Source organism: Dongia sp., assembly GCF_041918875.1.
Lineage (GTDB): Bacteria > Pseudomonadota > Alphaproteobacteria > Dongiales > Dongiaceae > Dongia.
Map to the genome: position 1 here is coordinate 198352 of NZ_JAYRUV010000003.1, position 25887 is coordinate 224238.

A 25887-nucleotide genomic window follows, 5' to 3' on the forward strand; every position below is an offset into this window, starting at 1 on the left:
TTAGACCAGCGAACCCTCCTTGAGTTCGGCATCCGGCGGCAGCGACGGATTTAGATCTGCCAGCGCGCTGGAGAGGGGCGGAACGGTCAAACGATTTGTTGACCAGTCGGTGTCGTCAATGTCCGCGACGAAGCAGAAATCAGCGTCGGAGAACGTTGCGCCCTTGCCGATTAATTGGCCGATTGCCTGGTAAGTCGTATCGAGGTCTGCGATCGATTGCGGCACTTCAGTCTTGTTGATGATAGCTTTGGCACCGGTCGCGACGTGTGAAAACACCTCATCGTAGGTGGTCTTCTTTTGCGCTGCATATGCTTCCATCGTCGCTCTACTGATATGCGTGAGTTTCAGCGGTTCAGTCTTGATGAACAACACACCGGAATCGCGGTCGCCGATGACATAGAGTTTTGCCATATCTTTCCCCTTCTTGGATAAATCAGGCTTCCGCCAATCGGAGCCCGTCTTCGAACCGCTTGCGCATATGGTCGAATTTCAACGGCGCTATACTGCTGAACTTTGTAACATCCTGATCGGGATAGAGTTCTTTCAGCCTACGAGAGTATTCCCTGGCTTCAGCTTTGTGGCCAAGGTGCCCATGCGCCGCCGTTAGCAGCCGGACAACTGACTCGTCAGAGCCCATTTGTGTACATAGTTCGATCGCCTCTTCGTATCGACCTTTGAGGAATGCGATACTGGCGCCGGCCCACCAGTAGTGGTCGGGCGGCAGAGGATTTAGATCGAGCGCACGTTCAAATCTTAGCCAGCCAGCTTCCGCCTCGCCAAGGCAAGATAGAGCGTCAGCGTACTGGACTAGAAGATCCGCCGAGTTTGGATTAAGCGTTTCAGCTTCGGCAAACTTCTCAGCCGAATAGTCGAAGTCGCGCTGATAGAGCGCGACCACACCGGCCATTAAATGACTGAATCCGGTGCCCGGATCGATCCCCATGGCCTGCTCGGTCATTTCCCGCGCGCGGCGCAGCAGTTCCGGATCGTCGCCGCCGAGCGAAATCCATTCCAGATACAAAGTCTGCGCGATGCGGGCATGGGCGAGGGCCATGCCCTTGTTGAGGTCGACCGCCTGCTGGAACGAACGCCGCGCCCGGCGCAGCTTGGGCAGGTCGCAATTCTTCAGCAGGTTCTGGCCGTCGAGATAGTGCAGATAGGCGTTGCTGTTGCCGTCGCGACGCATGGCGTCGAGCAGGTGACGTTCGACCGAGGCCGCGACACTGGACGCGACCTGCAGCGAGAGGAGGCGGAAGGAACGCACCAGATCTTCCGGCCGGAAGGAGAATTCGCCGGCCCACAGAATCTCGCCATTGTGGCAATCCGCCATGCGCAGGACCAGCAGCTGCTCGCGCTCGCTGGGCTTGATGAAGCCGCTCACCGTGTAATCCGCGCGCAGGACCGAATTGTCGGCCGGCATGCCGGAATCATGCTGCAGCTTGAACGAGGAATGCGGCGCCAGCGTCACGAAGCTGCGATAGCGCGCCAGTTCGTTGGCGATATCCTCGACCAGCGCGTGCAGCAGGGCCGATTGCGAGGGGTCGGCGGCCGGGACGATCCAGGTGGGCGCCAGGAACGCGACGCGCGGCTGGGCCGTCTCGCGTTTCGTGGGCGAGGGATCCGGCGCCTGATAGCCGCGTCCGGCCAGGATGCGACGCAGCACTGCGGCCGTTTCGGGCTGCGGGGCGACGCCAAGTTCGCGTTCGAGCATGGCGGTGAGGGAGCGGTAGATCCGCTCGGCCTCTTCATACATGCCGTTGCGGCCATAGGCTTCGATGAGGCTGCGATAGCTTGCCTCGCGCTCCGGATCGAGCGCCAGCATGCGGTCGGCGACGGCGCGCAGATCCTGTTCCGAAGCCCGGCCGAAGCGAGTGAGTTCGATGAGAACGGAGGAGGCGGCGGAGAAGAACCGCTCGCGCAGCGCGGCGCGCTCCAGCGTCAGCCAGTGCGAGAAGGCGTCCGTCGTCTCGGCGATGCCTTCGAGCAGTTCGCCGCGGAACAGCAGCAGGCCGCGCAGGGCCTGTTCCGGAGAACCCGACCGGTAGCCGATTTCGAACAGATTGAGGTCGATGAGCGCGCCGCCGCCGCCCAGGGAAACGCTCCTGGTATCGGCATCGAGAAGATCGTCATGGCCGATATTGGCCTTGCGCATGCGGGCCAGCAATTGACGCAGATTGCTCAGCGCGGCGGCATCGGTGTCGTTGTCCCACAGCAGCGACGCGAGTTCCTTGCGCGTCAGGCGCTTGCTGGGCGCGCGCGCGAGCAGCGCCAGGAGTTGGAAACCCTTGGCCGGGAAAACGACCCCACCGTCCGGCCGCGCCACTTCCGGCATGCCGAGCAGGCGAATCTCAATATCGGATTCTAATCCCATACGCCTTAGCGTGTATCCCCCAACCCATTGGAATTCTGTCCTGAACTGCGAATCTTCGCAAGCGCAAAAGCCCTTGCGGGGGCCTGCCGGGCCCAAGTCACGGCCGCGTCACGTCCCCGCAGCGACACTAGTCCTCGAAAGTAAACGAATTGGTAAAGACGGAGTCGCCGATGACACGGATAAGGAGCAGCGCCGCGCGCCACTTTGCGATCGGGATCGCGATGACGGAAGCCGCAGACCGCCTGAGCGATGCCGACACGCCGGCATTGCGCGCGGACGTGGCGGCTTTGATCTGTCCCGACTGGCGCGTGGCGTCGCTGCTCATCGATGCGCGGAGCGGCCAAGTGACCTATGCCAACACGCCTTGCCTGCAGATGCTGTCCGATCGTTCCACCATCCAGATCACGTCCGGGCGGCTGGCGTTCATTTCGCCGCATCTCACCGACAAGTTCTATGTCACCCTCGATCGGATGCTGGCGAGCGGCCTGGAGAATGCCGCCATGGTCGAACGCGAGCCGGCGGACGACGGCGTCCTCTCCGTGATGATCCGCAACACGCAGGGATTCTTCCGCGACGTGCTCAACCGCAGCATCGGCAGGAGCGACGAAGGGTCGCAGCTTGTCGTCGTGGAGTTGGCCACCAGCCGCGATCAGTCCGATTGGTCGGCCATGCGGGCCTTCGCCCAGGCGTTCGGACTAAATTCCAGCGAGGTCGAGATCGCCGACCTCATCGTGCGCGGCCTCGCCGTGGAGGAGATCGCGGCGCTGAAGAAGCGCGATCCCGCCGACATTCTGGCGGGCCTCGACGGCCTGCTCTTCAAGACCCGATGCAAGCATCAGGTGCAACTGGTGCGGCTGATCATGACGCTTTGTCCGCCGACGAGGCGCGCCTGAAAAAAGGCGCCGGCGGCCCATGTTTCCGACACGACATTGGACGATATGACAGCACAGTCTGAAAAGATGAGGCAGGACGCGCGCCCGGGCTGGCCGGCGATCCGCACGGCTCGACAAATGCCGCTGATCTGGTGCCTCGTCGCCGCCATCGCGCTCGCGGCGGCCGGAATTGCCGCGGCGCTCCTGGTCGCGGATTACCGCGCCGTCAGTGCCGCCGGCAATCAGCGCGCCGGCGCCCTGGCCAATATCGCCGCGGCCCATGTGCAGCAGACATTGTCGGCGATCGAGGTCGGCATGCAGGTGCTGGACCTGCCCCCGCCCGCCCTTGACGGCGCCGCGGGGGCGGACGCGACGATGGGGCAGGTGCTGGCGCGGGTCATGCGGATCATGCCGGCCCTGGGCAATCTGCAGGTCTGGCGCGCCGACGGCCAGCCGGCCTATCAGCTGGCGGCGGCCGAGACCGAACTTCGGGATGCGGCACGCGACCGCATCTTCGCCTATCACCGCGACCATCCGGGCGACGATATCCTTCTCGATCCGCGCGAACGATCCGCCGGGCTGGTCATCTCGCGCCGCATCAGCCGTCGCGACGGTTCCTTCGCCGGCATCATCGTCGGCGATCTCGATCCGCATTATTTCGATCGGTTCTTCGCCGAACTGGGCGCCGACCGGATCGCCCTGCGCTGGGCCGACGGCGTCGGGACCACGGTTTTCCCGCGCCAGGAGAATGCGCGGCAAATGCCAGGCACTGGGCAATTCGTCGCCTCCGCGCAGCTACGGCGCCTGCCGCTCGAGATCGATGTCGGCCTCGATCGCCGGACGTTCCTGGCGCCGTGGGAAAGCAAGCGCGATGTCGGCATCGCCTTGACCGGCGCGCTCATCGCGCTTCTCATCGGCGGCACCGTCGCCCTGCGCCGCCACACGGCACAGGCCGTTGCCATGGCGGCCCTCGAATCGCGCAGCCGGGTCGATGCCGCAGCGCGCAGCCGGGCCGACGAAATCAGCCGGCGGAAATCGGATTTCATCTCGCAGATGAGCCATGAACTGCGCACGCCGCTCAATGCCATCATCGGCTTCTCGGAAGTCATCAAATCGGCGAGCTTCGGTCCGGTGGGCCAGCCGAAATATCAGGAATATGCCGACGACATCCACTACAGCGCGCAGCATCTGCTGTCGGTCATCAACAACATCCTGGATCTGTCCAAGGTCGAAGCCGGCAAATGGCATATCACGGAGGATGTGGTGGCCGTGCGGGACCTCCTTGAGTCGCTGCAGCGCCTGGCCGGCGAACGCGCCACGCGCGAGAATGTGCGCCTTGCCTTCAAGCCGGCCCCCGTCAACATGATGATCCGCGGCGACCGGCGCACCCTGCTGCAGATCATGCTCAACCTCACCATCAACGCGATCAAGTTCGCGGGACCCGACAGGCAGGTCGACCTCGATGTGCATGCGCTGCCCGACGGCAGCCTCGCCATCAATGTCGCCGATCATGGCGACGGCATGAACGCCGACGAGCTGGAAAAGGCGATGCGGCCGTTCGAGGCGCCGACCCAGGGCATCAATGGCTGCAAGCAGGATACCGGCCTCGGCCTGCCGCTGGCGGCGGCCTTTGCCGAACTGCATGGCGGCAAGGTCGAACTGGACAGCGCGCCTGGCCTGGGCACCACGGCGCGGCTCATCCTGCCGGCTGCGCGCGTCGAGACACTGCATTAAGCCGCTAGGCGAAATCGGGCAGGATCACTTCCAGGAATTCGGCGCTGGGCGCGGTCGCCAGGGCGTAGGCGGCATCGGACGGGATAGCCGCGCTGTCGCCCGCAGATAGAAGATGTGCGCCGATCGATTTGCCGGAGAGGTCGAGCGCCCCCCGCAGCACGAAGAAGAACAGAAACTCGCCGCCATGCGCCGCGACCTCCGCTTTTGCGGCCTGCGGCGAGCGGACGACCCGGACACCGGCCAGGCCATCGGTCGCGGCACCGATGCCGATGTCGCGCGCCTCGAAGCCGGGCTGGCGCCAGGCCGTCCAATGCGCCTTGGCGGCCACATGATGCACGAAGCGCTGGTCGCCGTAATAGCGGCCGGGGATGAAGCGCCCCGTCGGCAACTCCATATTGTGGTCGGCATAGGTCTCGTGAACGGCCGGGCAGCCGATCTCGATCACCTCCAGCCCAGGCGAGGCCTCCAATACCCGGTGGCGAATCTCCGGCGGCTGCAGCACGCAGTCGCCCGCCTCCATGATGAAGGGGTCGCCCTGATCTTCGTAGACCAGCTTCACCCAGCCGCTCTTGCAGAAGATCATCTGGAAGCGGACCTTATGGAAATGCACATAGTCCGGCACTGGCCCGCCGGTTGGGATGCGGATATGCGAAGCGACGAAGCGCCCGCCCAGGCGGCTGGGGATGAGATCGCGATATTGCATGCCGGCACGGCCGACACCCCACGCATCCTCGCCGCCGCGTGCCAGCACGAATTCCTGGGTCCCGTCCGGAACAATGAGAGGAATCTGCGCATCCACGAGCTGGATGCGCGTGCCGCCCGGCGCGGTCAGTTCATCCGCTGTGCCGGCGGGCAGGGCGCCGAGATCGCACAGCAGGCGCAAGTGCAGCGGCGTCTGATTGCCGGATCGAGCGCGACTCTCCAGGCGCAGGGTGACGCCATGTCCGGAGATGACGGCAAGGGTGGGCGAATCCGCCGGCATGATCAGATTGACCTTGAAGCCCAATCGCCCCGTGAAGAATTTGAGTTCGGCGGCAAGGTCGGTGCAGGGCAGCAGGATCTGGGCTGCGCGGATATGCGGAGCGATGGCGGCGGTGCGGTCGGCGGTCATGATCGTTGCTCGGCTGATGATGGTCGATTTCTAATCCCGCGCGCGGCGATTGGCAATTTCAGCAATGGATGCCGCCGGCAACGGCAAGGCCGGGATCGGTATTGCACTGCTCCTTAACCCGGTTGAGGAAGTTCCGCAGCACCACATTGTCCTCAGCCCCTTTCTTGTGCAGCAGGAAGAAGGGTGACTCATATTCGCCCTCGGCACCCAGCGGCAGCTTTCGCAGGCGCGTCTCACGCCCGATCAGCATCGCATAATGCACCGGCAGAAAGCCGATGAAGCGGCCGGACAGAATGAGGGCCGCCTGTGCCTCCATCTGCTCGACCACGGCCGCCGCCTTGAGATGGCCGACGGTCTCCAGGTCGAAGCGGTTGAGATAGCGCCGGGCGACAAAGGAGTACGCCCGGATGTCGGCAAGGCCGAGCCTGCGGCGGCCGAACAGGGGATGTCCCGCCGCGCAGAACATGGCTTGGCGCTCCTTGAAGAGCGGTATGAAGGCGATTTCGGAAGTGGCGGCGCGCGCCGGCTTCACGAACGGGCCGATGGCCAGATCGCGGGTGCCGTCGCTGATGGCCCGCACCATGGCATCAGGTGAATCGGTCGACAGTTCGACGACCACCGAAGGGGCGCGCGCGGCGAAAGCGCCGAGGAGCGCCGGCAAGTCGAACGCCGGATTGCTCAGCATCGCGTCGACCGTGCCGATCCTGAGCACCCCCTTCATCTCGCCGGAGACGTCCGCCGTCACCTTCTGGAAGCGGTCTACCGCGGCAAAGAGGTCGCCGCTGGCAGCATAAAGCTTCTCGCCCGCCCGCGTCAGGGAGAAGCCGGCGCGTCCGCGCTGGCACAGGCGCAAGCCCAGCCGCTTTTCAAGCTCAGCCAGCTGCGTCGAGATGGTCGATTGACTGAGATTGAGCGCTATCTGCGCGGGGGCCAGGCCGCCGGATTCGACGATGGCGATGAAGACGCGCAGCAGCCGTAGGTCGATATCGCTGAGACGGTGCATGTACTACATCGGAAAAGTCGATATATCGGCGATTATCTCCCCTTTATCCGCAATGTAAAGCCATGTCATCCTGACGCCGGTCGAGCCAGAACGTAGAACCCACCCCCAGAAGAAGAACCCACCCATGAGCCAGAACGCCTATGAAACCGGCCGTTTGAACCTGCCCTTCGTCGGACATTGCACCTTTGCCAAGCAGCCGATCTGCACCGATTGGGACAATATCCAGGCCGATGTGGCGGTCCTCGGCGTCCCCTACGATATGGGCACGCAATACCGGTCCGGCGCGCGTTTCGGCCCGCGCGCCATCCGCGAAGCCTCGACGCTCTTCTCCTTCGGCCATGGCGGCGCCTACGATTTCGAGGACGATGTCGTCTACCTGCCGACCGACAAGGTGCGCATCGTCGATATGGGCGACGCCGATATCGTCCATACCGATACCGTGAAGAGCCACGAGAACACGCGCTTTGCCGTGCGCAAGATTCTGCAAAGCGGTGCGATGCCGCTGGTGCTGGGCGGCGATCATGCCGTGCACGCGCCGGTGATCGAAGCCTTCGCGGGCCAGGAGCCGGTTCATATCGTGCATTTCGATGCGCATCTGGACTTCGTCGACGAGCGTCATGGCGTGCGCTATGGCCACGGCAATCCGCTGCGCCGCGCCTCGGAAACCGGCCATGTCACCGGCATGACGCAGCTCGGTATCCGCAACGTCTCTTCCTCCAACCGGTCGGACTATGAGGCGGCGCGGAATTTCGGCTCGAAGATCCTGTCCGTGCGCCATGTGCGCAAGCTAGGGACGCAAGGCGTGCTCGACCTCATCCCGAAAGGTGCCCGCTACTATGTGACCATCGACATTGACGGTTTCGACCCTTCGATCGCACCCGGTACCGGAACCCCCAGCCATGGTGGCTTTCTCTATTACGAGGTGCTGGAAATCCTGCAGGGCTTGACTCGGCAGGGCGACGTGGTCGGCATGGATCTGGTCGAGGTGGCGCCGCCTTACGATCCCACCGGCATCACTGGTTTTCTCGCGGCGCAGTTGCTAATGAACTTCCTCGGCTTCATCTTCGAGGCGCGCCGCCGGCGCGGCCGTTGATTCCCAGTCTTCCAGGAGCAGAACATCATGATCTACGACGTCGCCGCCATTCGCGCCCAGTTCCCGGGCCTGAAGCGGATGCAGAACGGCGAGCCCGCCGTCTTCTTCGACAATCCGGCCGGAACGCAGATGGCGCAGCAGGCCATCGACCGCATGGTCTGGGCGATGACCGAGGTGAATGCCAATCTGGGTGGCCAGTTCGAAACGTCGATCCTGGCCGGCAAGCTGGTCGATGACGCCCATGAAGCTGCCAAGGATTTCATCAACGCGCGCAGCGTCGAAGAAATCGTGTTCGGCCAGAACATGACGACCCTGACTTTCATGATGTCGCGCGTTCTGGGACGCGAACTGAAAGCGGGCGACGAGATCGTCGTTTCGCGCATGGACCATGACGGCAACGTGACGCCGTGGATGATCATGGCCGAAGAACGTGGCCTCACGCTGAAATGGCTGGACTTCAGCCCCGAGACCTTCGAGTTCGATATTGCCCAGGTCGGCAATATCGTTACCGATCGCACGCGCCTCGTCGCGGTGGGCTATGCCAGCAACGTCACCGGGACGATCAACAATGTGAAGGCGATCGCCGCCGCCGCGAAAGCTGCCAGCAATGGCAAGGCGCTGGTCTATGTCGATGCCGTGCAGTTCGCGCCGCACGGCGTCATCGACGTTCAGGATATCGGCTGCGATTTCCTGGTCTGCTCGGCTTATAAATTCTACGGCCCCCATTACGGGCTGCTGTGGGGCCGCCAAGAGCATCTGGAGCGTCTTACCGCCTACAAAGTGCGGGCCGCGACCGAGGAACTGCCCTCGAAATTCGTTACCGGCACGACCAATCGCGAGGAACTGGCCGGCATCATGGGCGCGATCGAGTATTACGAATGGCTCGGCAGGAATTTCGGCGGCGCCATCATGCCGACGCTGACCCGGCGCCAGCGCATCGTCGCCGGCGTCGAAGCCATGCTGCGCCACGATCATGCATTGGCGGACCGGCTGATCGTCGGCCTCAAACAGGTGAAGAACGTGCGGATCATGGGCATCGCCGATCGCGCCGCATTCAGTCGGCGCGTGCCGACCGTGTCGTTCGCGATGGAGGGCTGCGACCCGACCGAGATTGCCAAATTCATGGCAAGCCAGGGCATCTATGTCTGGGACGGCCACAATTACGGCGTCGAACCGGTGACGCGCCTCGGCCTCATCGACAAAGGCGGCGTCGTGCGCGTCGGCCCCACCCATTACAATACGCCGGGTGAGATCGACCGCTTCCTCGGCGCTCTCAACGTCTATCTGCAGAGACGGTGAGCGTGTAGCCCTGGTCCTTGACGATCGTTACTGTGATTTCCCACCCTTAGCTTCTCACCCGCATGCACGAATTCGTGGATGGTCCCCCTGCGCGGGCCATGACAATATGGATCGATGAATATGAAGGGGCGAGACATGCGCAGGTTTGCCATTGTCAGTTTGCTGGCTTTCTCACTATCCGCGCCGGCCACTGCCCAGGATACGGAGGATGCGGAGCGGCTGGCCGAACAGGGGCTGGCCAAGATCCTGCAGGCGCTCGACCTGCTCATGAAGACCATCCCGCAATATGCGGCTCCCGAGGTGCGGCCCAATGGCGATATCATCATTCGCCGCCTGCATCCGGAAGATGAACCGCCCCGGAAGCCCCGGAAAGAGGACGATGAACCAAGCGACGGCACCGATACCTGAACCCTGGAAGCGCCTCCGCGATCTCGGCGCGCTCGCGCCTGGCGGAGATTTTGCCTTGGAACCGACAGGTGCCGGTCCGCTCAATGGGCTCACATTCGCGGTCAAGGACCTTTACGATATCGCGGGGCGCGTGACGGGCGGGGGTAATCCGGACTGGTTGCGCACCCATCAGCCGGCGAAGGTGCATGCGGCCAGCGTGACACGGCTGTTGGCCGCCGGCGCCCGTGCCATCGGCAAGACCGTCACGGACGAACTGGCCTTCAGCCTCAACGGCCAGAATTTTCACTATGGAACGCCGCGTAATTCGGCGGCGCCCGACCGCATTCCGGGCGGGTCGTCATCGGGCTCGGCGGCGGCCGTCGCGGGTGGTGCCTGCGATTTCGCGCTGGGCACCGATACTGGCGGCTCAGTGCGCATTCCGGCCGCACTGAATGGCATTTTCGGCATCCGCCCCAGCCATGGCACGGTCGACGATCGGGGCGTAATGGCACTTGCCCGAAGCCACGACACGGTAGGCTGGTTCGCCCGCAGCGCCGATCTGCTGGCCAGGGTGGGTGGCGTGCTGCTGCCGCCCGACGGCGGCGAAGATGCACCCTTTGGCGAAGTCTATCTGGCGCGCGATGCCTGGGCGCTGGCCGATCCGGCCGTGGCGGCGGCGCTAGCGCCGGCAAGGGAAAAGGCCATTTCCGCCATCGGCCCGGCCATCGACATGACGCTCGCCGCCGATTGTGGGGGCCTGTCCGCTTGGCGGACGGCTTTCCGTTTCCTGCAGATGCGCGAGATCTGGGCCGAGCACGGCGCCTGGATCGAGTGCGAGAAACCCCGTTTCGGCCCCGAGATCGCGGAACGTTTCGCCATGTCGAAGGAGGCTGCGGCCAGGACGGATAGCGGCGAGGCGGAACTCCGCCGGACGATCACGCGGCGCCTCGACGACATGCTCTCGGCGGACGGCATCCTGATCGTCCCGACCGCAGCCGATATCGCGCCGCTGAAGTCGATGAGCGCCGCCGATTCCGCAGGTTTCCGCGACCGAACGCTGAGCCTCACCTGCATCGCCGGCCTCGCGCGCCTGCCGCAGGTGACCCTGCCGGCAGGCCTCGTGCAAGGAGCGCCGGTAGGCCTGTCGCTTATCGCCCGCCACGGTCGCGACCGGGCCCTGCTGGCCCTGGCGGCGAGGCTGGCGCCGGAGGTCTGCCTCTAGCTGTCGTAGGAAAGCAGCGAATGGACGGGGATATCGAAGCGCTTGCGCCCGCCTAGGAAGGTAAGCTCGATCAGGCAGCCGATCGCCACGACATCGGCGCCGACCTTCTGCAGCAACGTCACGGCGGCGGCCATGGTGCCGCCCGTCGCCAGCAGATCGTCGAGCACGATCACGCGCTGGCCCGGCTTGATCGCCTCGGCCTGGATTTCGATGACATCCTGGCCGTATTCCAGATCATAGGCATGGCGGATGGTTTCGCCGGGCAGCTTGCCGCGCTTCCTCACCATGATGAAGCCCGTTCCCAGCCGATCGGCCAAGGGGGCGGCCACCAGGAAGCCGCGGGATTCGATCCCGACAAGAACGTCCGGCTTATAGGCACCCAGAATGCCGGTCAGGCGATTGAGGGCCTCATGCCATGCGCCCGCATGGGCCAGAAGGGTCGAGATGTCATAGAAGAGTATGCCCGGTTTGGGAAAATCCGGGACGTGGCGGATATGCTGCTTGAGATCCATCTTGACCTGAAACGGTTGGGGGGAGGTGGCGTCCAGCGCTGGTCTGGCTGTATAAGCCATTGACCCAGACGGGGAAAGACCAAAGCGGAAAGGGCGGGCGGGCATGCGCAAGTCGCAGCGGATCGACAAGGTGGACGTCAAGATTCTGACCGCCCTCCAGGCGGCGGGGCGGGTCAGCAATCTGGAACTGGCGGCCAAGGTCGGTCTTTCGGCCAGCCCCTGCCACACGCGGCTGCGGCAGCTGGAGAAGCAGAAGATCATCCGCGGCTACCGCGCCGATATCGACCTCGCCAAGGTCGCCGATCATGTCGAGATATTGAGTTTTGTTACCCTCCACAAACATGGCCGCGCCCAGCAGGGGGCGTTCGAAACCCTCATCAACGACACGCCCCAGGCCATTGCCTGCTATCAGATCTCCGGCAATTTCGACTATATCGTCCACTTCGTCTGCCGGTCGGTGGGCGAATATGTCGAGATCCACAACGCCCTCATCGAGCAGGATCCGAACATCGCCTCCGTGACCACCAACGTCATCATGTCGGAGACCAAGAAATTTGCCGGCTATCCGCTCAAGGAGCTGATCGATCCGGGCGCGCTGAAGCCCGAATAGGGCGAAAGCAGCAAAATCTTCGGGCGAGGGGCTCCAACTTGCGCAGATATTCTGCCGGGCGGCCCATCAAAAACGACAAATCCTGCTAAAGAATTCTTATCTATTTCTTCGCCATGATGGCTCTCGCCGCGTGGGATTCACCCTTTCAATAGGGGTTTCCAACGCGGCGATTTCATTTTCCGGGACCGAGAGGCCCCCATCAGCCGGGTGAAGGAAGAACAGGCAGATGAACAAGATTGCGACGGCGCGGGTGAAGTCGAAGCTGGCGAAGTCGAAGACGGCTACCCAGGAAGTCAGTGCCCGCGATCTCGCGGCGACATCCTTGCGGGCTCAACTGGCGCCGCGGGCGGTGATCGCCAACGATGCCGGCCCTCGGCCCGAGCGCGCGCTGCAGTTCCTGAACGATGAAAAACCGGCGACCCCCTGCCTGGTGGTCGATCTTGACGTCGTCGAGAGGAAATATGCCGCCCTCGGCACCGCCCTGCCGCAGGCCGAGATTTTCTACGCCGTGAAGGCCAACCCGGCGCCGCAGATTCTGGACCGGCTGGCCGCCGCCGGTTCCAGATTCGACACCGCTTCGGCGGGTGAAATCCGTGCGGCCCTCGCCACGGGTGCTACGCCGGACCGCATCTCCTTCGGCAACACCATCAAGAAGCCGGCCGATATCGCCTGGGCCCACAGCATCGGCGTGACGCTCTTTGCCTTCGACGCCATCGAAGAGCTGCGCAAGATCGCCGCCCATGCGCCGGGCTCGCAGGTCTATTGCCGCATCCTGGTCGAGGCGGAAGGCGCCCTGTGGCCGCTCAACCGCAAATTCGGCTGCGTCCCGGACATGGCGACGGAACTCCTGATCGAGGCACGGGCCCTGGGGCTGAAGCCGGCCGGTGTCTCGTTCCATGTGGGCTCCCAGCAGCTCGATCCCAACCAGTGGGACCGCGCCATCGCCAGCGCCAAGGCCGTGTTCGACGGCTGCGCCGAAGCCGGTGTGATGCTGGGCCTGATCGATCTCGGCGGTGGCTTCCCGGCCGAATACGCTCCCGGTGTCGCCGGTATCGACGCCTATGGCGCCGCCATCGCCCACGCCCTCAACCGTAACTTCGGCGCCGTCTGGCCGCGCCTCATCATCGAGCCGGGCCGCTACATGGTGGCCGATGCCGGTGTCATCGAGGCCGAGGTTTTGTTGGTCTCGCGGAAATCGGCGACGGAGGAGCGGCGCTGGGTCTATCTCGATATCGGCCGCTTCGGGGGCCTCGCCGAGACGGAGGGCGAGGCGATCCGCTACCGGGTCGAGGCGCTGGATACGGTGGCGACCGCGACCGGTCCGGTGATCCTGGCGGGTCCCACCTGCGACTCAGCCGATATTCTCTACGACAAGGCCAATTATCGTCTGCCGCTCGACCTCAAGGCCGGCGACCGCGTGCGGCTGCATTCGACCGGCGCCTACACCACCACCTATTCCGCCATCAATTTCAATGGCTTCGATCCGTTGAAGGCCTATTTCATTTAAGGCCGCTTGCTTCCCTCATTGCTGTGCCAAGGCGGGCTGCTAGACTGCAGCCCGTTTTGCATTCGAGGCATTCATGAGCGACCCCGGCTGGGTCAAATTCAGCACCAGCGGCGGCGTGGCCATCTGGTCATGCGGCGGGGCCTGGACCATCGACCACGCGACGCGCCTGTCCCGCGATCTCGCCATCCCGGCGGTGGCGAAGGGAAAGGCGGCGCTCATCGACCTTTCCGCCATCGACCAGCTCGACACGTCCGGTGCCTGGCTCATCCGCCGCCATGGCAAGGCCCTGGTGGCCGCCGGCTTCGAGGTGGAGACGAAGGAGGGCGATCCGGACCTCGCCGTCCTGCTGAAGCGCGTGGTCGAGACGCAGGACGTGCTGCCGGCGGAGCCGCCGCGGCGCAACCTGGGCGACAAGGTGGCGGAAGTCGGCGCTTCGGTCGAAGCCATCCTCCTCGAAAGCCGCGACCTCGTCGCCTTTTTCGGCGGGCTGATGAGCGCCTTGGCGCGTCTGGCGCTGACACCGTGGAAACTGCGCTGGAACGCGATCTTTTCGCATCTCGAACAGACCGGGCTCAATGCGCTGCCCATCGTCGGCATGATCAACCTGCTGGTCGGTGTCGTGCTGGCCTTCCAGGGCGCCGACCAGCTGGCCCGTTTCGGGGCGCAGACCTTCACCATCAACATGCTGGGCATCTCGGTGCTGCGTGAGATGGCGGTATTGCTGACGGCGATTGTGGTAGCGGGCCGCTCCGGCTCGGCCTTCACCGCGCAGATCGGCACGATGCAGGTGAATGAGGAAGTGGATGCCTTGCGCACCATCGGCCTCGACCCGATGGATGTGCTGGTGGTGCCGCGCGTGCTGGCGCTCATGGTGGCGCTGCCGCTCCTCACTTTTTTTGCCGATATGATGGGGCTGATCGGCGGCGGCCTCATGTGCGTGGCGCTGCTCGATATCGGCTTCGGCCAGTATCTCAGCCTGCTCAACCAGGCGATTACGGTCAGCCACTTTTGGGTCGGCATCGTCAAGGCGCCGTTCTTTGCAGCCCTTATCGCCCTTATCGGGTGTTTCGAGGGGCTGCGCGTTTCCGGCAGCGCCGAAAGCGTCGGCCGCCTCACCACCCGGTCGGTGGTCGAGGGCATCTTCCTGGTCATCATCGTCGATGCGCTGTTCTCCATCCTCTTTTCCTATCTGGGGGTGTGAGGGATGGCGCAGAAACAGGATCTGGTCATTTCCCTGCGCGGCATCGTCAACCGGTTCGGCGCCCAAGTGCTGCATGACGGTCTCGATCTCGATGTGCGCCGGGGCGAGGTGATGGGTATCGTCGGGGGATCCGGCACCGGCAAATCGGTGCTGATGCGGACCGTTATCGGCCTCAATCGGCAGGCTTCGGGCACCATTTCGGTCCTGGGCCAGCGCATGGATCAGATCAGCGATGCCGCGCGTACCAGGATAGAGGCGCGCTGGGGTGTTCTCTTTCAGAACGGCGCCCTCTTCAGCTCGCTGACCGTGGCTGAAAATGTGCAGGCGCCGATGCGCGAGCACACCGATCTCAGCCCGCAGCTGATGGACGAACTGGCGGCCCTCAAGATCCGCCTCTCCGGCCTGCCGGCGGAGGCGGGTGCCAAATATCCTTCGCAGCTTTCGGGCGGCATGAAGAAACGTGCGGGCCTCGCGCGCGCGCTGGCGCTGGACCCGGACATCCTCTTTCTCGACGAACCGACGGCGGGCCTCGATCCGATCGGGGCGGCCGAATTCGACCAGCTCATTCGCAATCTGCAACAAAGTCTGGGGCTTACGGTGGTCATGATCACCCACGACCTCGACTCTCTGGTGGCGATCTGCGACCGAATCGGTATCCTCATCGACCGGAAGATCCGGGTGGGCACACTTCAGGAGCATCTGAAGGACGAGCATCCCTGGATCAGGGAATATTTCCACGGCCCGCGCGCTAGGGCCGCCGGCATCGGCGCCTGATTTCGACGAAGGACAGACAGGATCATGGAAACAAGGGCTCGGCATCTGGCGGTTGGCAGCTTCGTGCTGCTGCTCCTGGCGGGAGCCTTCGTCTTCGTGCTGTGGGTCGCGAAGTTCCAGGGCCAGGTCGCCTACAACGCCTATTACGCCCGCTTCACCGGATCGGTCTCGCAGCTGCGCGTCGACAGTACGGTGAATTTCGGCGGCATTCCGGTCGGGCGCGTGACGGATGTGCGCATCGACCCCGAGGATAGCGGGCTGGCGCGGGTCGATTTCGAAGTCCGCACCGGAACGCCGCTGCGTGTCGATTCTCAGGCGACGCTGGAACTGCAGAGCATCGCCGGCGGTGTCGGCATGTCCTTGAGCCGCGGCACCTCCTCGCAGCCTTTGTTGCCGCCGGGTAGCGAAGTGACGGCGGCGGCATCGACGCTTGAGCGATTGACGCGCCAAGCGCCCGACCTTATCGCCAAGATCGACCGCATCGCCAACAATCTCAATGCGATGCTGTCGCGCGAGAACCAACAGGCGCTGACCGACACGCTCGCCAATCTGCGCGACCTGTCGCAGGGGTTGAAAGAGCGGGCGCCGGAGATCGACGCGCTCATCGCCGACAGCGATGCTGCCGTGAACCGCGTGAGCGAGGCGGGGGACAAGTTCAGCAAGCTGGCCGCCGATCTGCAGAAGACCCTGGGGCCGGCCGCGCGGGAAGCGCAGAAGGCCGTCGATTCATTCGAGAAGATGGCGAAATCCTTCGAGCAGACCTCCGACCAGATGAATGCGCTGGTGGCCGAGAACCGCGAACCGCTGAAGCAATTCTCCGGCACCGCCCTTTACGAAGCGACCGACCTCATCGCGCAGCTGCGTGAGCTGGCTGCCTCGATGGCCCGGATTTCGCAGGAATTGGAGCGCGATCCGGCGCGCTTCTTCCTCTCAGACCGCAACAAAGGTGTGCCTGCTCCATGATCGATTTTTCTGCTCGTAACACCGGTGGCCAATCGATCCGGTCGATCAGCCGGCGCGGCCTGCTGCTCGGTGCGGGCGGGCTGATGGCCGGCTGCGGCATCGTCCCGGAGGTCGACAAGCCGCTCAATCTCTATTCCGTCTCGCCCAAGGTGGCGCCGGTCGCCAATCCGCCGGCGCTCGACTGGCAGCTGGTGGTGGCCGAACCCAAGGCCGGTGCCGATCTCGCCACCAACCGGATCGCGTTGACGCGCGCCGCCAACCGCATCGAATATTTCGCCGAAGGCGTCTGGTCGGATGCGGCGCCCGCCCTGGTGCAATCCAAGCTGATCGAGGCGTTCGAGGACGTCGTTCCGCAGCTTGCGGTCGGGCGCGATTCCGCCGGCTTGAAGCCGGATTACATCCTGCAATCGGAATTGCGCGATTTTCAGGCGGCCTATTCCGGCAACAGCGGCGAGGCCGCCATCCGCATCACCGCCAAGCTGGTGAAGATGCCGGAGCGCAAGATCGTCAAATCCATTTCCGCCGAGGCGCGCCAGCCGTCTGCCGGCGGCGGCCTGTCCGGCATCGTCGCGGCATTCGAAACGGCACTGGGCGATGTCTTCAATCAGCTCATCGCCGGCGTCTTGGCCGCACCGCAATCCTGATCGTTCTCCAGCCAAGAAGACTCCCATATCATGAGCCACGTTCTCCATCGCGATCTTCGCAATCCGTTGCCTGCCGCCGTCAAGGGCGAGGGCGCCTATGTCATCGACAGCACCGGCAAACGCTATCTGGATGCCTCGGGGGGACCAGCGGTTTCCTGCCTGGGCCACAGCCATCCGAAGGTGATCGAGGCGGTACGCCGCCAGGCCGGCGAAATCGCCTTTGCCTATTCCGCCTTCTTCACCCATCCGGCGATGGAAGCGCTGGCGGACAAGCTGGTGGCGCAGGCGCCGGCAGGTCTCGGCCATGCTTTCTTCGTCTCCGGCGGTTCAGAAGCGATCGAAGCGGCGATGAAGCTGGCGCGACAATATTTCCTGGAAATCGGCGAGCCGAAGCGCCGCCATTTCATCGCCCGCCGGCGCAGCTATCACGGCAACACATTGGGCGCGCTGTCCCTGGGGCATGACGTTAACCGGCGCCTGACCTATGAACCGCTGCTGCTGCCGGTTACGCATATCTCGCCCTGCTATGAATACCGGGAGCGGCGCGCGGACGAGAGCGCCGAGCAATATGGCATCCGCATCGCCGATGAACTGGAAGCAGCCATCCTGCGCCAAGGGCCGGATACGGTCGCCGCCTTCTTTGCCGAACCGATCGCCGGCTCTTCCCTGGGCTGCGCCGAACCGGTGCCGGGCTATCTGGCGCGCCTGCGGCAGATCTGCGACCGCTATGGCGTGCTGCTGGTGTTCGACGAGGTGATGTGCGGCATGGGCCGGACCGGACATCTCTATGCCTGCGCCGAGGATGGCGTGACGCCGGATATCCTGACCATGGCCAAGGGACTCGGCGCCGGCTACCAGCCGATCGGCGCCTTCCTCGCCCATGACAGGATCGTGGCGGCACTGGAGAAGGGTTCGGGGCAGCTCAAGCACGGCCATACCTATGCCGGCCACACCATGGCCTGCGCTGCTGCCCTTGCGGTGCAGCAAGCGATCGAGGAAGAAAATCTGCTGGCGCGCGTGCGCGACCTCAGCGGCAAATTGCGGGCGCGCCTCGCCGACAGCTTTGGCCAGCACCCGCATATTGGCGACATACGCGGTCGCGGCCTGTTCATCGGCCTCGAATTGGTCGCCGATCGCGAGACGAAACAAGCCTTTGATCCTGCGGAGAAAAAATGGCTGAAATACAGGCAGGCCAGCATGGCTGAAGGATTGATTACCTATCCGGCTGGCGGCTGCATCGATGGGAAGAGCGGCGATCACATCCTGCTCGCGCCCCCTTTCAACCTTGCCGACGGGCAGCTCGACGAGATCGTCGACAAGATGGAACGCGCACTCAAGCAGGCGGTCGGTTAAGCGCTAAGTATGTGATTGTGCGAAATTTTAAGTATCGACGTGAAATCTCGTTGTCACTACTTTAACGAATTGTGGATTAGGTGTTTCAGTAGCACCATGACAGGGCAGCCGCCGCCCACAACATTGGAGTAAGCCTCGATGGCAGCCATGCTGACCGAAGCCGATGTCCGCAAGCTGATGACCGACCCGTCGGCCGATTCACGGGTCGAGACGGCTACCAAGGTCGCGAAGGCTTTCTACGAAACCGAATTGTCGGCCGCCGAGCGGCAGCTTGCCGAGGAAATTTTCCGCATCATGGTGCGCGATGCCGAAGTTCGCGTGCGCGAGGCGCTGTCGATCAATCTGAAGGCCAGTCCCGAATTGCCCAAGGACGTCGCACTCACCTTGGCGCGCGATGTCGAACTCGTGGCGCTGCCGGTGCTGGAATTCTCGACCGTGCTGTCGGATACCGACCTGATCGAGATCATCCGCATGTCGGGCGCCGAGAAGCAGACCGCCGTGGCACGTCGTGCCAGCGTGTCGGGCGACGTTGCCAACGCTCTCATCGATCATGGCAAAACGGGCGAAGTGGTGGCGACGCTGGTCAACAATCCGGGCGCCATGCTCAAGGACGCGGAACTCGAAAAGGCCTTTGCCAAATTCGGCGCACATCCGGCGGTGAACAATTCCCTGGTCGCGCGCGCCAACCTGCCGTTGCGCATTTCTGAAAAGATCGTCGCCCGGGTCTCGGAATCCCTGCGCGAGCATCTGTTGTCGCACAAGGAAATATCCGCCGAAATGGCAGCCGATCTGGTGCTGCAGGCACGCGAGCGTGCCACCGCCGGCCTGTTGCCGGCGGGCTCCAAATCCGCCGACGTGGTCGATCTGGTCCAGCAGCTGCGCGACAACCGGCGGCTGACGCCGTCGCTTATCCTGCGGACCCTTTGCACCGGCGACCTCACATTCTTCGAGGCGAGCCTGGCGGTACTGGCCAATATGCCGATCGTCAGCGCCCGCGTGCTGATCCATGACGAAGGTAAGCTCGGGCTGCAGTCGATCTACCAGCGCACGCCGCTGCCGGCCAATCTGTTCCCGGCCTTCCGCGTCGCCTTCGATGTGGCGCGCGAGATGGAATACGATGGCGGCGCCAACGATCGCGCGCGCTTCTCCATTCGCGTCATCGAACGCGTGCTCACACAGTTCGAGGATATCGGCAACGACAATCTCGAATACCTCATGAAAAAACTGAAGCAGCTCGCCGCATGAACAAGATCGCTGTCACCGCGGCCGTCTGGCTTGCATTGTCCATCACACCCGCACTTGCCTGCGACCAGCAGGAAGCCGTCGACCTTATGGTCAAGCTTTCGACCGCACTGGGGGAAAAGGCCGCGGCGGCCAAGACCGAAGAAGACAGCCAGCGTGTCGTCGCCGCCAACGGCAGGATGAACGAGGGCGGCGAAGCGCTTGCCGCCGGCAATCCCGACAAGGCCTGCGAAATCTACCGCGCTGTCGCCAAGGACGAAGGCATCCCGCTCGAGTGAGCCCGCCTAACGCTGGAGGACGTAACGGCCGGGCGCCGCAGCCAGCGACCCGCTCACTCCCGGTGCGGTTACTTTGGTGCCCGACTTCCCAGCCAGCCAATGCTGCCATTCCGGCCACCACGAGCCTTCATGTTCGGGCGTTGCCGTGAACCAGCTTTCCGGATCCTGATAGCGATCGCCGGCCGCCTTGGTCGAGACGCGGTAATGGCGCCCATCCTTGCCGGGCGGGCTGACGATGCCGGCGTTGTGGCCACCGCTGGCCAGCAGGAAGGTGACATCGGTTGCCGGATGGAAGGTGATCTTGTGCACTGAGGTCCAGGGCGCCACATGATCGCGCTCGGTGCCGATGGCAAAGATCGGCACGCGGATATCGGCGAGATTGATGGGGCGGCCTTCGACCATGTGCTGGCCGCGCGCCAGATCGTTGTTGAGGAACATGCCGCGCAGATATTCGGAATGCATGCGATAGGGCATGCGCGTCGAATCCGCATTCCACGCCATGAGGTCGCTCATCGCCGGCTTCTGCCCCAGGAGGTAGAGGCGCAGTATCTGCGACCAGATGAGGTCGTTCGACCGCAGCAGTTGGAAGGCGCCGGCCATCTGCTTGGTGTCGAGATAGCCTTGCTCCCACATCATATCCTCTAGGAAGCAGACCTGGCTGTCGTCGATGAAGAGGGTGAGTTCGCCGGCTTCAGTGAAATCGACCTGTGCCGCCAGCAGCGTGATGGATTTGAGGCGCGTGTCGTTGTCGCGCGCCATGGCTGCTGCTGCCGTCGCCAGCAGGGTGCCGCCAAGGCAATAGCCGGCAGCATTGATCTTCCGGTTCGGCAGGGCGGCAGAGATGCAATCGAGTGCCGCCATCACGCCAAGGCGCCGGTAATCGTCATAGGATCGGTCGCGGTCGCTCGATTCCGGGTTTTTCCATGAAATCATGAAGACCGTGTGACCGCGCTCGACCAGGTAGCGCACCAGCGAGTTTTCGGGCGACAGGTCGAGAATGTAGTACTTCATGATCCAGGCCGGCACGATCAGCACCGGATCGGCGAATACTTTCGCTGTTTGCGGCCTGTACTGGATAAGTTCGATGAGTTCGTTGCGATAGACCACCTCGCCCGGCGTGACGGCGACACTTTCGCCGGGAACGAAACGCTCGGCGCCGACAGGCGGCTTGCCGGCGATCAACCTTTCCCAATCGGCCAGCAACTGTTCGGCACCGCGCTGCAGATTGGCACCACCTTCCTGCAACGTGGCCTGCAGGACTTCCGGGTTGGTGGCGACGAAATTGGCGGGTGAGAGCACGTCCAGCAGCTGGCGCGCGGCGAACGACACCATGTCCTCATGATGCTGCGATACGCCCGGCACCTCGGTCGTTGCATTGTACCACCATTGCTGGGTCAGCAGGAAAGATTGCTGCAGCAGATTGAAAGGGAATTGCTGCCAAGCCGGCGCACTGAAGCGCTTGTCGTGAGCCAGCGGTTCGATGCAATTGGGGGCGGCCAGGCCCTGGCGCGCGCAGCCTTGGGCAAAATTGGCAAAGCGCAGGATCTTGCGCAGGGCCTTCTGCACCAGATGCGCCTGCTTGCCAGGTGACATGGCGAGATGGACGGCCCAATCGGAATAGGCTTCGTGAAGCGAGGCGGGCGAGATGCCGAAAGTGAGGCGGGCGAGGGCGGCGTGAACCTGCCGGTCGATCGTATCGCCACTGACCGTACCCCAGAGGAGATCGTGCTCGGGAAGGTCGCTGCCGGGGAGGCCTTGCATCGCTGCCGCCCCGGGCGCAGGGCGAACGGCCGGCAGGGCGGGCCGCGAGGCGCGGGCGCGCGATCTTGCACCTTTTCCGGGGGAGCCACGCTTGGCCAGGGCTGCCGCTTTCATTCGATGCTCCTGATTGTCCGGGCCAGATCGTCCAGGCCAGATCGTCCAGGATTGGAGAATGGGGTGCGACGGCGGGCGCGGCAAATGAAATTGCTGCGATGCGGCAATAGGTCTGGCTGCGCGAATGTTAAGATGAATTGGTCGGAGTGAGAGGATTCGAACCTCCGGCCCCTACGTCCCGAACGTAGTGCTCTACCAGGCTGAGCTACACTCCGACCCGAAGCGCCCGGATCCTGGAAGTGCCGGGCGGCGAAACGCGGTGCCTTATAGCCGCTGCGCCGGGCCGGCGCAAGCCTGCCTTGGCCTGGGCGCCAAACTTTATCGGCTTATCTCAAGCTATTGAGCGGACAGCGCCTTTTTTCATCAGAAGCCCCGATCGATGCAGAAATCGATCACATCGATGAGGGCGCGCTTTTCGGGGCCTTCGGGGAAGATGCCCAGGGCGTCGCGGGCGATGGCGCCGTAATGGGCGGCACGGGCGACTGTGTCCTTCAGGGCGCAGTGGCGTTCCATCAGCTGGATGGCGTGGCGCAGATCCCCCTCCTGCTGCTCGACCTTTTCCAGGGTGCGCTGCCAGAAAGCGCGCTCCCCGGCATCGCCGCGCAGATAGGCGAGAATGACGGGGAGGGTGATCTTGCCCTCCCGGAAATCGTCGCCCACCGTCTTGCCCAGCGTTTCCTGCTTGGCCGAATAATCGAGCGCGTCGTCGATGAGCTGGAAGGTGATGCCGAGATTGAGCCCGAAGCTCTGCAGCGCGTCTTCTTCGACCTTGGGCCTTCCGCCCACCACGGCGCCGACTTCGCAGGCGGCAGCGAAGAGGGCCGCCGTCTTGCCCTTGATGACTTCGAGATAGGCCTGTTCCGTTGTCGCGGTGTCGTTGCTGGTCATCAGCTGCAGCACTTCGCCCTCGGCAATAACTGCCGATGCGGTCGAGAGAATCTCGAGCACGCGCAGCGAGCCGTCGGCCACCATCAACTGGAAGGCGCGGCTGAAGAGGAAATCGCCGACCAGGACGGAAGGCTTGTTGCCCCAGACCGCGTTGGCCGAAGCCTCGCCGCGCCGCAATGCGCTTTCGTCGACCACATCGTCATGGAGCAGGGTGGCCGTGTGGATGAACTCGACGCAGGCAGCGAGGCCCGCCGCGCGCTCGCCGTGATAGCCGCACATGCGCGCGGCAGCCAGGGTGAGCAGCGGGCGCAGGCGCTTGCCCCCGGCGGCGATGATATGGCCGGCCAATTGCGGGATGAGCTGCACGTCGCTCTGCATATGCTGGATGATGAGCTGGTTGACGCGGGCAAGCTCGGCCCCGACCAGATCGGTCAGCCGGTCCAGTGCGTCAGGCTTGGCATCCTTGCGTCCGGTTTCGAGATTGACGACGACGGCCACGCTGAAATCCCTACGTAATTTCTTGAGAAATGTCTTATCTCGCGCGAGCATAGCCGCTCTCCCCATTCGGTCAAGCCGAGCCGGGGCAGGGCCCGCGACATATCGGCGCGGGGCAATCCGAAGGGAATTGACCTTTGCGCGAACTGATCCGGTCCGGTGACCCGGTTAGGCTGTCCTTCCTGACGGCCTTGCTGGCAGATGCGGGCATCGATTCCCTGATCCTCGATACGCATGCCAGCATCATGCAGGGCAGCCTCGACATCCTGCCGCAACGCCTGATGGTGGCCGACGACGATCATGCGCGTGCCCGCGCCGTTCTCATCGAGGCGGCGGAACTCGCGCCGGACCTGCTGCCGTGATGGAGACCAGCACCGACCGCGTGCTCGGCAACCGCCTGCAGCTGATGCAGCCGAGGGATGGATACCGTGCCGCGATCGATCCCGTGCTGCTGGCGGCCGCCGTGCCCGCCAAGTCCGGCGAACGCGTGCTGGACCTGGGATGCGGCGTGGGCACGGCGGCCCTGTGCCTGGCCGGGCGCGTAGCTGGGGTCGCGGTGCATGGAATCGATTTGCAGCCTGCACTTGTCGCGCTGGCGGTGCGCAATGCCGCAGCGAACGGCCTGGCCGACCGCGCAAGTTTCGAGAGCGGCGACCTGCTGGGCTTCAAGGATCGCGCTTTCGATCATGTGCTAGCCAATCCGCCCTATCTTGCGCGCGCGACCGCATCCATTTCGCCCAACCCGATCAAGGCAATGGCCAATGTCGAAGGCGACGCGAAGCTCACGGACTGGGTGGCCTGCGCGATCGCCGCGGCCAAGGATGGCGGCAGCGTCACCTTCATTCACCGGGCCGACCGCGCGCCCGAACTGCGAGCCTGCATGATGCTGGGCCTCGGCAGCCTCCATCTGCTCCCGCTCCTGCCGCGTGCCGATGCCGCCGCAAAGCGCATCCTCCTGCAGGGGATCAAAGGGGCGCCGGCCGGATTTCAGGAATGCGCGCCCTGGCCGCTCCATGAGGCCGATGGGACTTTCACCGCCGCGACCCAGGCGATCCTGCGCGATGCGGCGGCGCTGCCGCTGCGGGCTCCGGCTTGACCGATCCGGTGCAAGGTCCTAAATCTCGCGGATGTTCAGCCTCCCCAGTTTCCCAAAATTGCTGGTCATCGCCGCCATTATCGCGGTGGTATGGTACTTCATGCGCCGGGCCAAGGTGGCGGGGACCGATCAGGGCGACAGCCAGCAGAACCGCGCCGGCACCGCCAAAGGGCCGGCACAAAAGCCGGTCGAGGACATGGTTCAGTGCAAGTCCTGCGGCGCCTATTTTCCGGCTAAATCCGGCTGTTCCTGCGGCCACTCAGCCAACTAATCGCTTTCGCTTTAGAATTAGCTCATTAAGTCACACGAATTTGGCGGAATCGCTGGCGTTTTTGCGTGCGGTTGGCCCAGGCTTGGCTTGATTAACCTCACCGCGCTGAGTATGTTGCGGCGCACCAAGAAGCCGGTTACGGCCAAGCTCGCATGAACATCGTAGGGGGATTCACCGATTATGCCCGCCGAGGCGAACGCCGCGCGCCGGAAGCCCAACCCCGAGACCTGTTTCCAGGCGCTCATTCTGAAGCTGCAGCGCTATTGGGCTGAGCAGGGCTGCGTGATCCTGCAGCCCTACGACATGGAAGTCGGCGCCGGTACGTTCCACTGGGCAACGACCTTGCGGGCACTCGGCCCCAAGCCCTGGCGCGCCGCCTATGTGCAGGCCTCGCGCCGCCCCAAGGACGGGCGCTATGGCGAGAATCCCAACCGCTTGCAGCACTATTATCAGTTCCAAGTGATCCTGAAGCCGTCGCCCGACGACAGCCAGGATCTCTATCTGGGTTCGCTGCGCGCCATCGGCATTGATCCGCTGCAACACGACATCCGCTTCGTCGAGGACGATTGGGAAAGCCCGACACTGGGTGCCTGGGGTCTTGGCTGGGAAGTGTGGTGCGACGGCATGGAAGTCAGCCAGTTCACCTACTTCCAGCAGGTGGGCGGGCTGGAATGCAATCCGGTCTCGACGGAACTCACCTACGGCCTCGAACGCCTCGCCATGTATGTGCAGGGCGTCGAGAGCATCTACGATCTCGATTACAATGGGCACGGTATGACTTACGGCGACGTGTTCCTGCAATCGGAACAGGAATACTCGGCCTTCAACTTCGAGCGCGCCAATACCGACGCCTTGCTGCAGCATTTCGTCGATGCCGAGAAGGAATGCGCGGCCTTGCTGGGCGGTATCAAAGCATTGCCGCTACCCGCTTACGATCAGGCTTTGAAAGCCAGCCATCTCTTCAACCTGCTTGATGCCCGCGGCGTCATCTCGGTGACCGAGCGCCAGGCCTATATCGGCCGTGTGCGGACCCTTGCCAAGGCCTGCTGCGAAGCCTGGGAAGCCACGCAGAGAGGGGAGGGCTGA

The 25887-nt window shown here is 63.8% G+C and carries 26 protein-coding genes and 1 tRNA gene; 19 read left to right on the plus strand and 8 right to left on the minus strand.

From position 1 onward, the window contains the following. Both ACE3TY_RS04610 and ACE3TY_RS04615 read right to left on the minus strand, forming a co-directional pair. Nucleotides 1–411, minus strand: coding sequence for a hypothetical protein (locus tag ACE3TY_RS04610; RefSeq protein WP_374651327.1), 411 nt, complete (start codon nucleotides 409–411; stop codon nucleotides 1–3). A gap of 22 nt (nucleotides 412–433) precedes the next feature. Next, nucleotides 434–2371 (minus strand): BTAD domain-containing putative transcriptional regulator, encoded by a 1938-nt coding sequence (locus tag ACE3TY_RS04615; RefSeq protein WP_374651328.1) that lies wholly within the window; start codon nucleotides 2369–2371, stop codon nucleotides 434–436. Nucleotides 2372–2541: 170 nt separating this feature from the next. On the opposite strand from ACE3TY_RS04615, the gene ACE3TY_RS04620 reads away from it, so the two are divergent. Next, nucleotides 2542–3264: a hypothetical protein gene (locus ACE3TY_RS04620; protein WP_374651330.1), complete on the plus strand. Its 723-nt coding sequence runs from the start codon at nucleotides 2542–2544 to the stop codon at nucleotides 3262–3264. Between the two features lie 45 nt (nucleotides 3265–3309). Further along, nucleotides 3310–4977: an ATP-binding protein gene (locus ACE3TY_RS04625; RefSeq protein WP_374651331.1), complete on the plus strand. Its 1668-nt coding sequence runs from the start codon at nucleotides 3310–3312 to the stop codon at nucleotides 4975–4977. Between the two features lie 4 nt (nucleotides 4978–4981). Here the strand turns inward: ACE3TY_RS04625 and ACE3TY_RS04630 are convergent, their stop codons facing one another. Continuing rightward, the gene (locus tag ACE3TY_RS04630; RefSeq protein ID WP_374651333.1) at nucleotides 4982–6088 is read right to left on the minus strand and encodes a cupin domain-containing protein; all 1107 of its coding nucleotides are present in this window, start codon (nucleotides 6086–6088) and stop codon (nucleotides 4982–4984) included. 58 nt (nucleotides 6089–6146) lie between these two features. Next, nucleotides 6147–7091 (minus strand): LysR family transcriptional regulator, encoded by a 945-nt coding sequence (locus ACE3TY_RS04635; protein ID WP_374651335.1) that lies wholly within the window; start codon nucleotides 7089–7091, stop codon nucleotides 6147–6149. Between the two features lie 124 nt (nucleotides 7092–7215). Between ACE3TY_RS04635 and speB the strand changes: the two genes are divergently transcribed. The 4 genes from speB (at nucleotide 7216) to ACE3TY_RS04655 (ending at nucleotide 11092) form a co-directional block, all read left to right on the plus strand. Further along, nucleotides 7216–8184 (plus strand): agmatinase, encoded by a 969-nt coding sequence (gene speB, locus ACE3TY_RS04640; RefSeq protein ID WP_374651337.1) that lies wholly within the window; start codon nucleotides 7216–7218, stop codon nucleotides 8182–8184. A gap of 27 nt (nucleotides 8185–8211) precedes the next feature. Then, nucleotides 8212–9483: a cysteine desulfurase-like protein gene (locus ACE3TY_RS04645; protein WP_374651339.1), complete on the plus strand. Its 1272-nt coding sequence runs from the start codon at nucleotides 8212–8214 to the stop codon at nucleotides 9481–9483. 135 nt (nucleotides 9484–9618) lie between these two features. Continuing rightward, a complete protein-coding gene (locus ACE3TY_RS04650) occupies nucleotides 9619–9891 on the plus strand; it encodes a hypothetical protein (protein WP_374651341.1) in 273 nt (90 codons plus the stop codon). Beyond that, nucleotides 9863–11092, plus strand: coding sequence for an amidase (locus ACE3TY_RS04655; protein WP_374651342.1), 1230 nt, complete (start codon nucleotides 9863–9865; stop codon nucleotides 11090–11092). Before ACE3TY_RS04650 ends, ACE3TY_RS04655 begins: the two co-directional genes overlap by 29 nt. On the opposite strand, the gene ACE3TY_RS04660 is transcribed toward ACE3TY_RS04655, so the two are convergent. Next, a complete protein-coding gene (locus ACE3TY_RS04660) occupies nucleotides 11089–11604 on the minus strand; it encodes an adenine phosphoribosyltransferase (protein WP_374651344.1) in 516 nt (171 codons plus the stop codon). The genes ACE3TY_RS04655 and ACE3TY_RS04660 overlap by 4 nt on opposite strands. 103 nt (nucleotides 11605–11707) lie before the next feature. Between ACE3TY_RS04660 and ACE3TY_RS04665 the strand changes: the two genes are divergently transcribed. The 9 genes from ACE3TY_RS04665 (at nucleotide 11708) to ACE3TY_RS04705 (ending at nucleotide 20176) form a co-directional block, all read left to right on the plus strand. Continuing rightward, nucleotides 11708–12214, plus strand: a complete 507-nt coding sequence (locus ACE3TY_RS04665; protein ID WP_374651345.1) for an Lrp/AsnC family transcriptional regulator — start codon at nucleotides 11708–11710, stop codon at nucleotides 12212–12214. 226 nt (nucleotides 12215–12440) lie between these two features. Then, complete coding sequence (locus ACE3TY_RS04670; protein ID WP_374651347.1) at nucleotides 12441–13721, plus strand: type III PLP-dependent enzyme; 1281 nt, start codon at nucleotides 12441–12443, stop codon at nucleotides 13719–13721. Between the two features lie 73 nt (nucleotides 13722–13794). Beyond that, complete coding sequence (locus ACE3TY_RS04675; protein WP_374651349.1) at nucleotides 13795–14922, plus strand: MlaE family lipid ABC transporter permease subunit; 1128 nt, start codon at nucleotides 13795–13797, stop codon at nucleotides 14920–14922. 3 nt (nucleotides 14923–14925) lie between these two features. Continuing rightward, entirely contained in the window at nucleotides 14926–15696 is a 771-nt protein-coding gene (locus ACE3TY_RS04680; protein ID WP_374651350.1) for an ABC transporter ATP-binding protein, read from the plus strand. 24 nt (nucleotides 15697–15720) lie between these two features. Further along, nucleotides 15721–16659: an MlaD family protein gene (locus ACE3TY_RS04685; RefSeq protein ID WP_374651352.1), complete on the plus strand. Its 939-nt coding sequence runs from the start codon at nucleotides 15721–15723 to the stop codon at nucleotides 16657–16659. Further along, nucleotides 16656–17303, plus strand: a complete 648-nt coding sequence (locus ACE3TY_RS04690; RefSeq protein WP_374651353.1) for an ABC-type transport auxiliary lipoprotein family protein — start codon at nucleotides 16656–16658, stop codon at nucleotides 17301–17303. Before ACE3TY_RS04685 ends, ACE3TY_RS04690 begins: the two co-directional genes overlap by 4 nt. Before the next feature lie 30 nt (nucleotides 17304–17333). Further along, the gene (locus tag ACE3TY_RS04695) at nucleotides 17334–18656 is read left to right on the plus strand and encodes an aspartate aminotransferase family protein (protein ID WP_374651355.1); all 1323 of its coding nucleotides are present in this window, start codon (nucleotides 17334–17336) and stop codon (nucleotides 18654–18656) included. 138 nt (nucleotides 18657–18794) lie between these two features. Beyond that, nucleotides 18795–19901 carry a DUF2336 domain-containing protein gene (locus ACE3TY_RS04700; RefSeq protein WP_374651357.1) on the plus strand — a complete coding sequence of 369 codons (1107 nt, stop codon included), beginning with the start codon at nucleotides 18795–18797 and terminating at the stop codon, nucleotides 19899–19901. Beyond that, on the plus strand, nucleotides 19898–20176 hold the full coding sequence (locus ACE3TY_RS04705) for a hypothetical protein (RefSeq protein WP_374651359.1): 279 nt from the start codon (nucleotides 19898–19900) through the stop codon (nucleotides 20174–20176). The genes ACE3TY_RS04700 and ACE3TY_RS04705 overlap by 4 nt, the downstream gene beginning before the upstream one ends. A gap of 6 nt (nucleotides 20177–20182) precedes the next feature. Here ACE3TY_RS04705 and ACE3TY_RS04710 read toward each other — a convergent pair whose 3' ends face one another. The 3 genes from ACE3TY_RS04710 to ACE3TY_RS04720 all read right to left on the minus strand — a co-directional run bounded on the left by ACE3TY_RS04710 (nucleotide 20183) and on the right by ACE3TY_RS04720 (nucleotide 23437). Then, a complete protein-coding gene (locus tag ACE3TY_RS04710) occupies nucleotides 20183–21937 on the minus strand; it encodes a PHA/PHB synthase family protein (RefSeq protein ID WP_374651361.1) in 1755 nt (584 codons plus the stop codon). Nucleotides 21938–22189: 252 nt separating this feature from the next. Beyond that, nucleotides 22190–22266 (minus strand) — tRNA-Pro (locus ACE3TY_RS04715). A 148-nt stretch (nucleotides 22267–22414) separates the two neighbouring features. Further along, nucleotides 22415–23437 carry a polyprenyl synthetase family protein gene (locus ACE3TY_RS04720; RefSeq protein WP_374651596.1) on the minus strand — a complete coding sequence of 341 codons (1023 nt, stop codon included), beginning with the start codon at nucleotides 23435–23437 and terminating at the stop codon, nucleotides 22415–22417. Between the two features lie 134 nt (nucleotides 23438–23571). Here ACE3TY_RS04720 and ACE3TY_RS04725 point away from each other — a divergent pair, with 134 nt between their 5' ends. From ACE3TY_RS04725 to ACE3TY_RS04740, 4 genes are all read left to right on the plus strand, one after another. Beyond that, entirely contained in the window at nucleotides 23572–23796 is a 225-nt protein-coding gene (locus ACE3TY_RS04725; RefSeq protein ID WP_374651363.1) for a DUF2007 domain-containing protein, read from the plus strand. Further along, on the plus strand, nucleotides 23796–24530 hold the full coding sequence (locus ACE3TY_RS04730; protein WP_374651598.1) for a tRNA1(Val) (adenine(37)-N6)-methyltransferase: 735 nt from the start codon (nucleotides 23796–23798) through the stop codon (nucleotides 24528–24530). Before ACE3TY_RS04725 ends, ACE3TY_RS04730 begins: the two co-directional genes overlap by 1 nt. Before the next feature lie 31 nt (nucleotides 24531–24561). Then, nucleotides 24562–24801 (plus strand): PP0621 family protein, encoded by a 240-nt coding sequence (locus tag ACE3TY_RS04735; protein ID WP_374651365.1) that lies wholly within the window; start codon nucleotides 24562–24564, stop codon nucleotides 24799–24801. 180 nt (nucleotides 24802–24981) lie between these two features. Beyond that, nucleotides 24982–25887 (plus strand): glycine--tRNA ligase subunit alpha, encoded by a 906-nt coding sequence (locus tag ACE3TY_RS04740; RefSeq protein ID WP_374651367.1) that lies wholly within the window; start codon nucleotides 24982–24984, stop codon nucleotides 25885–25887.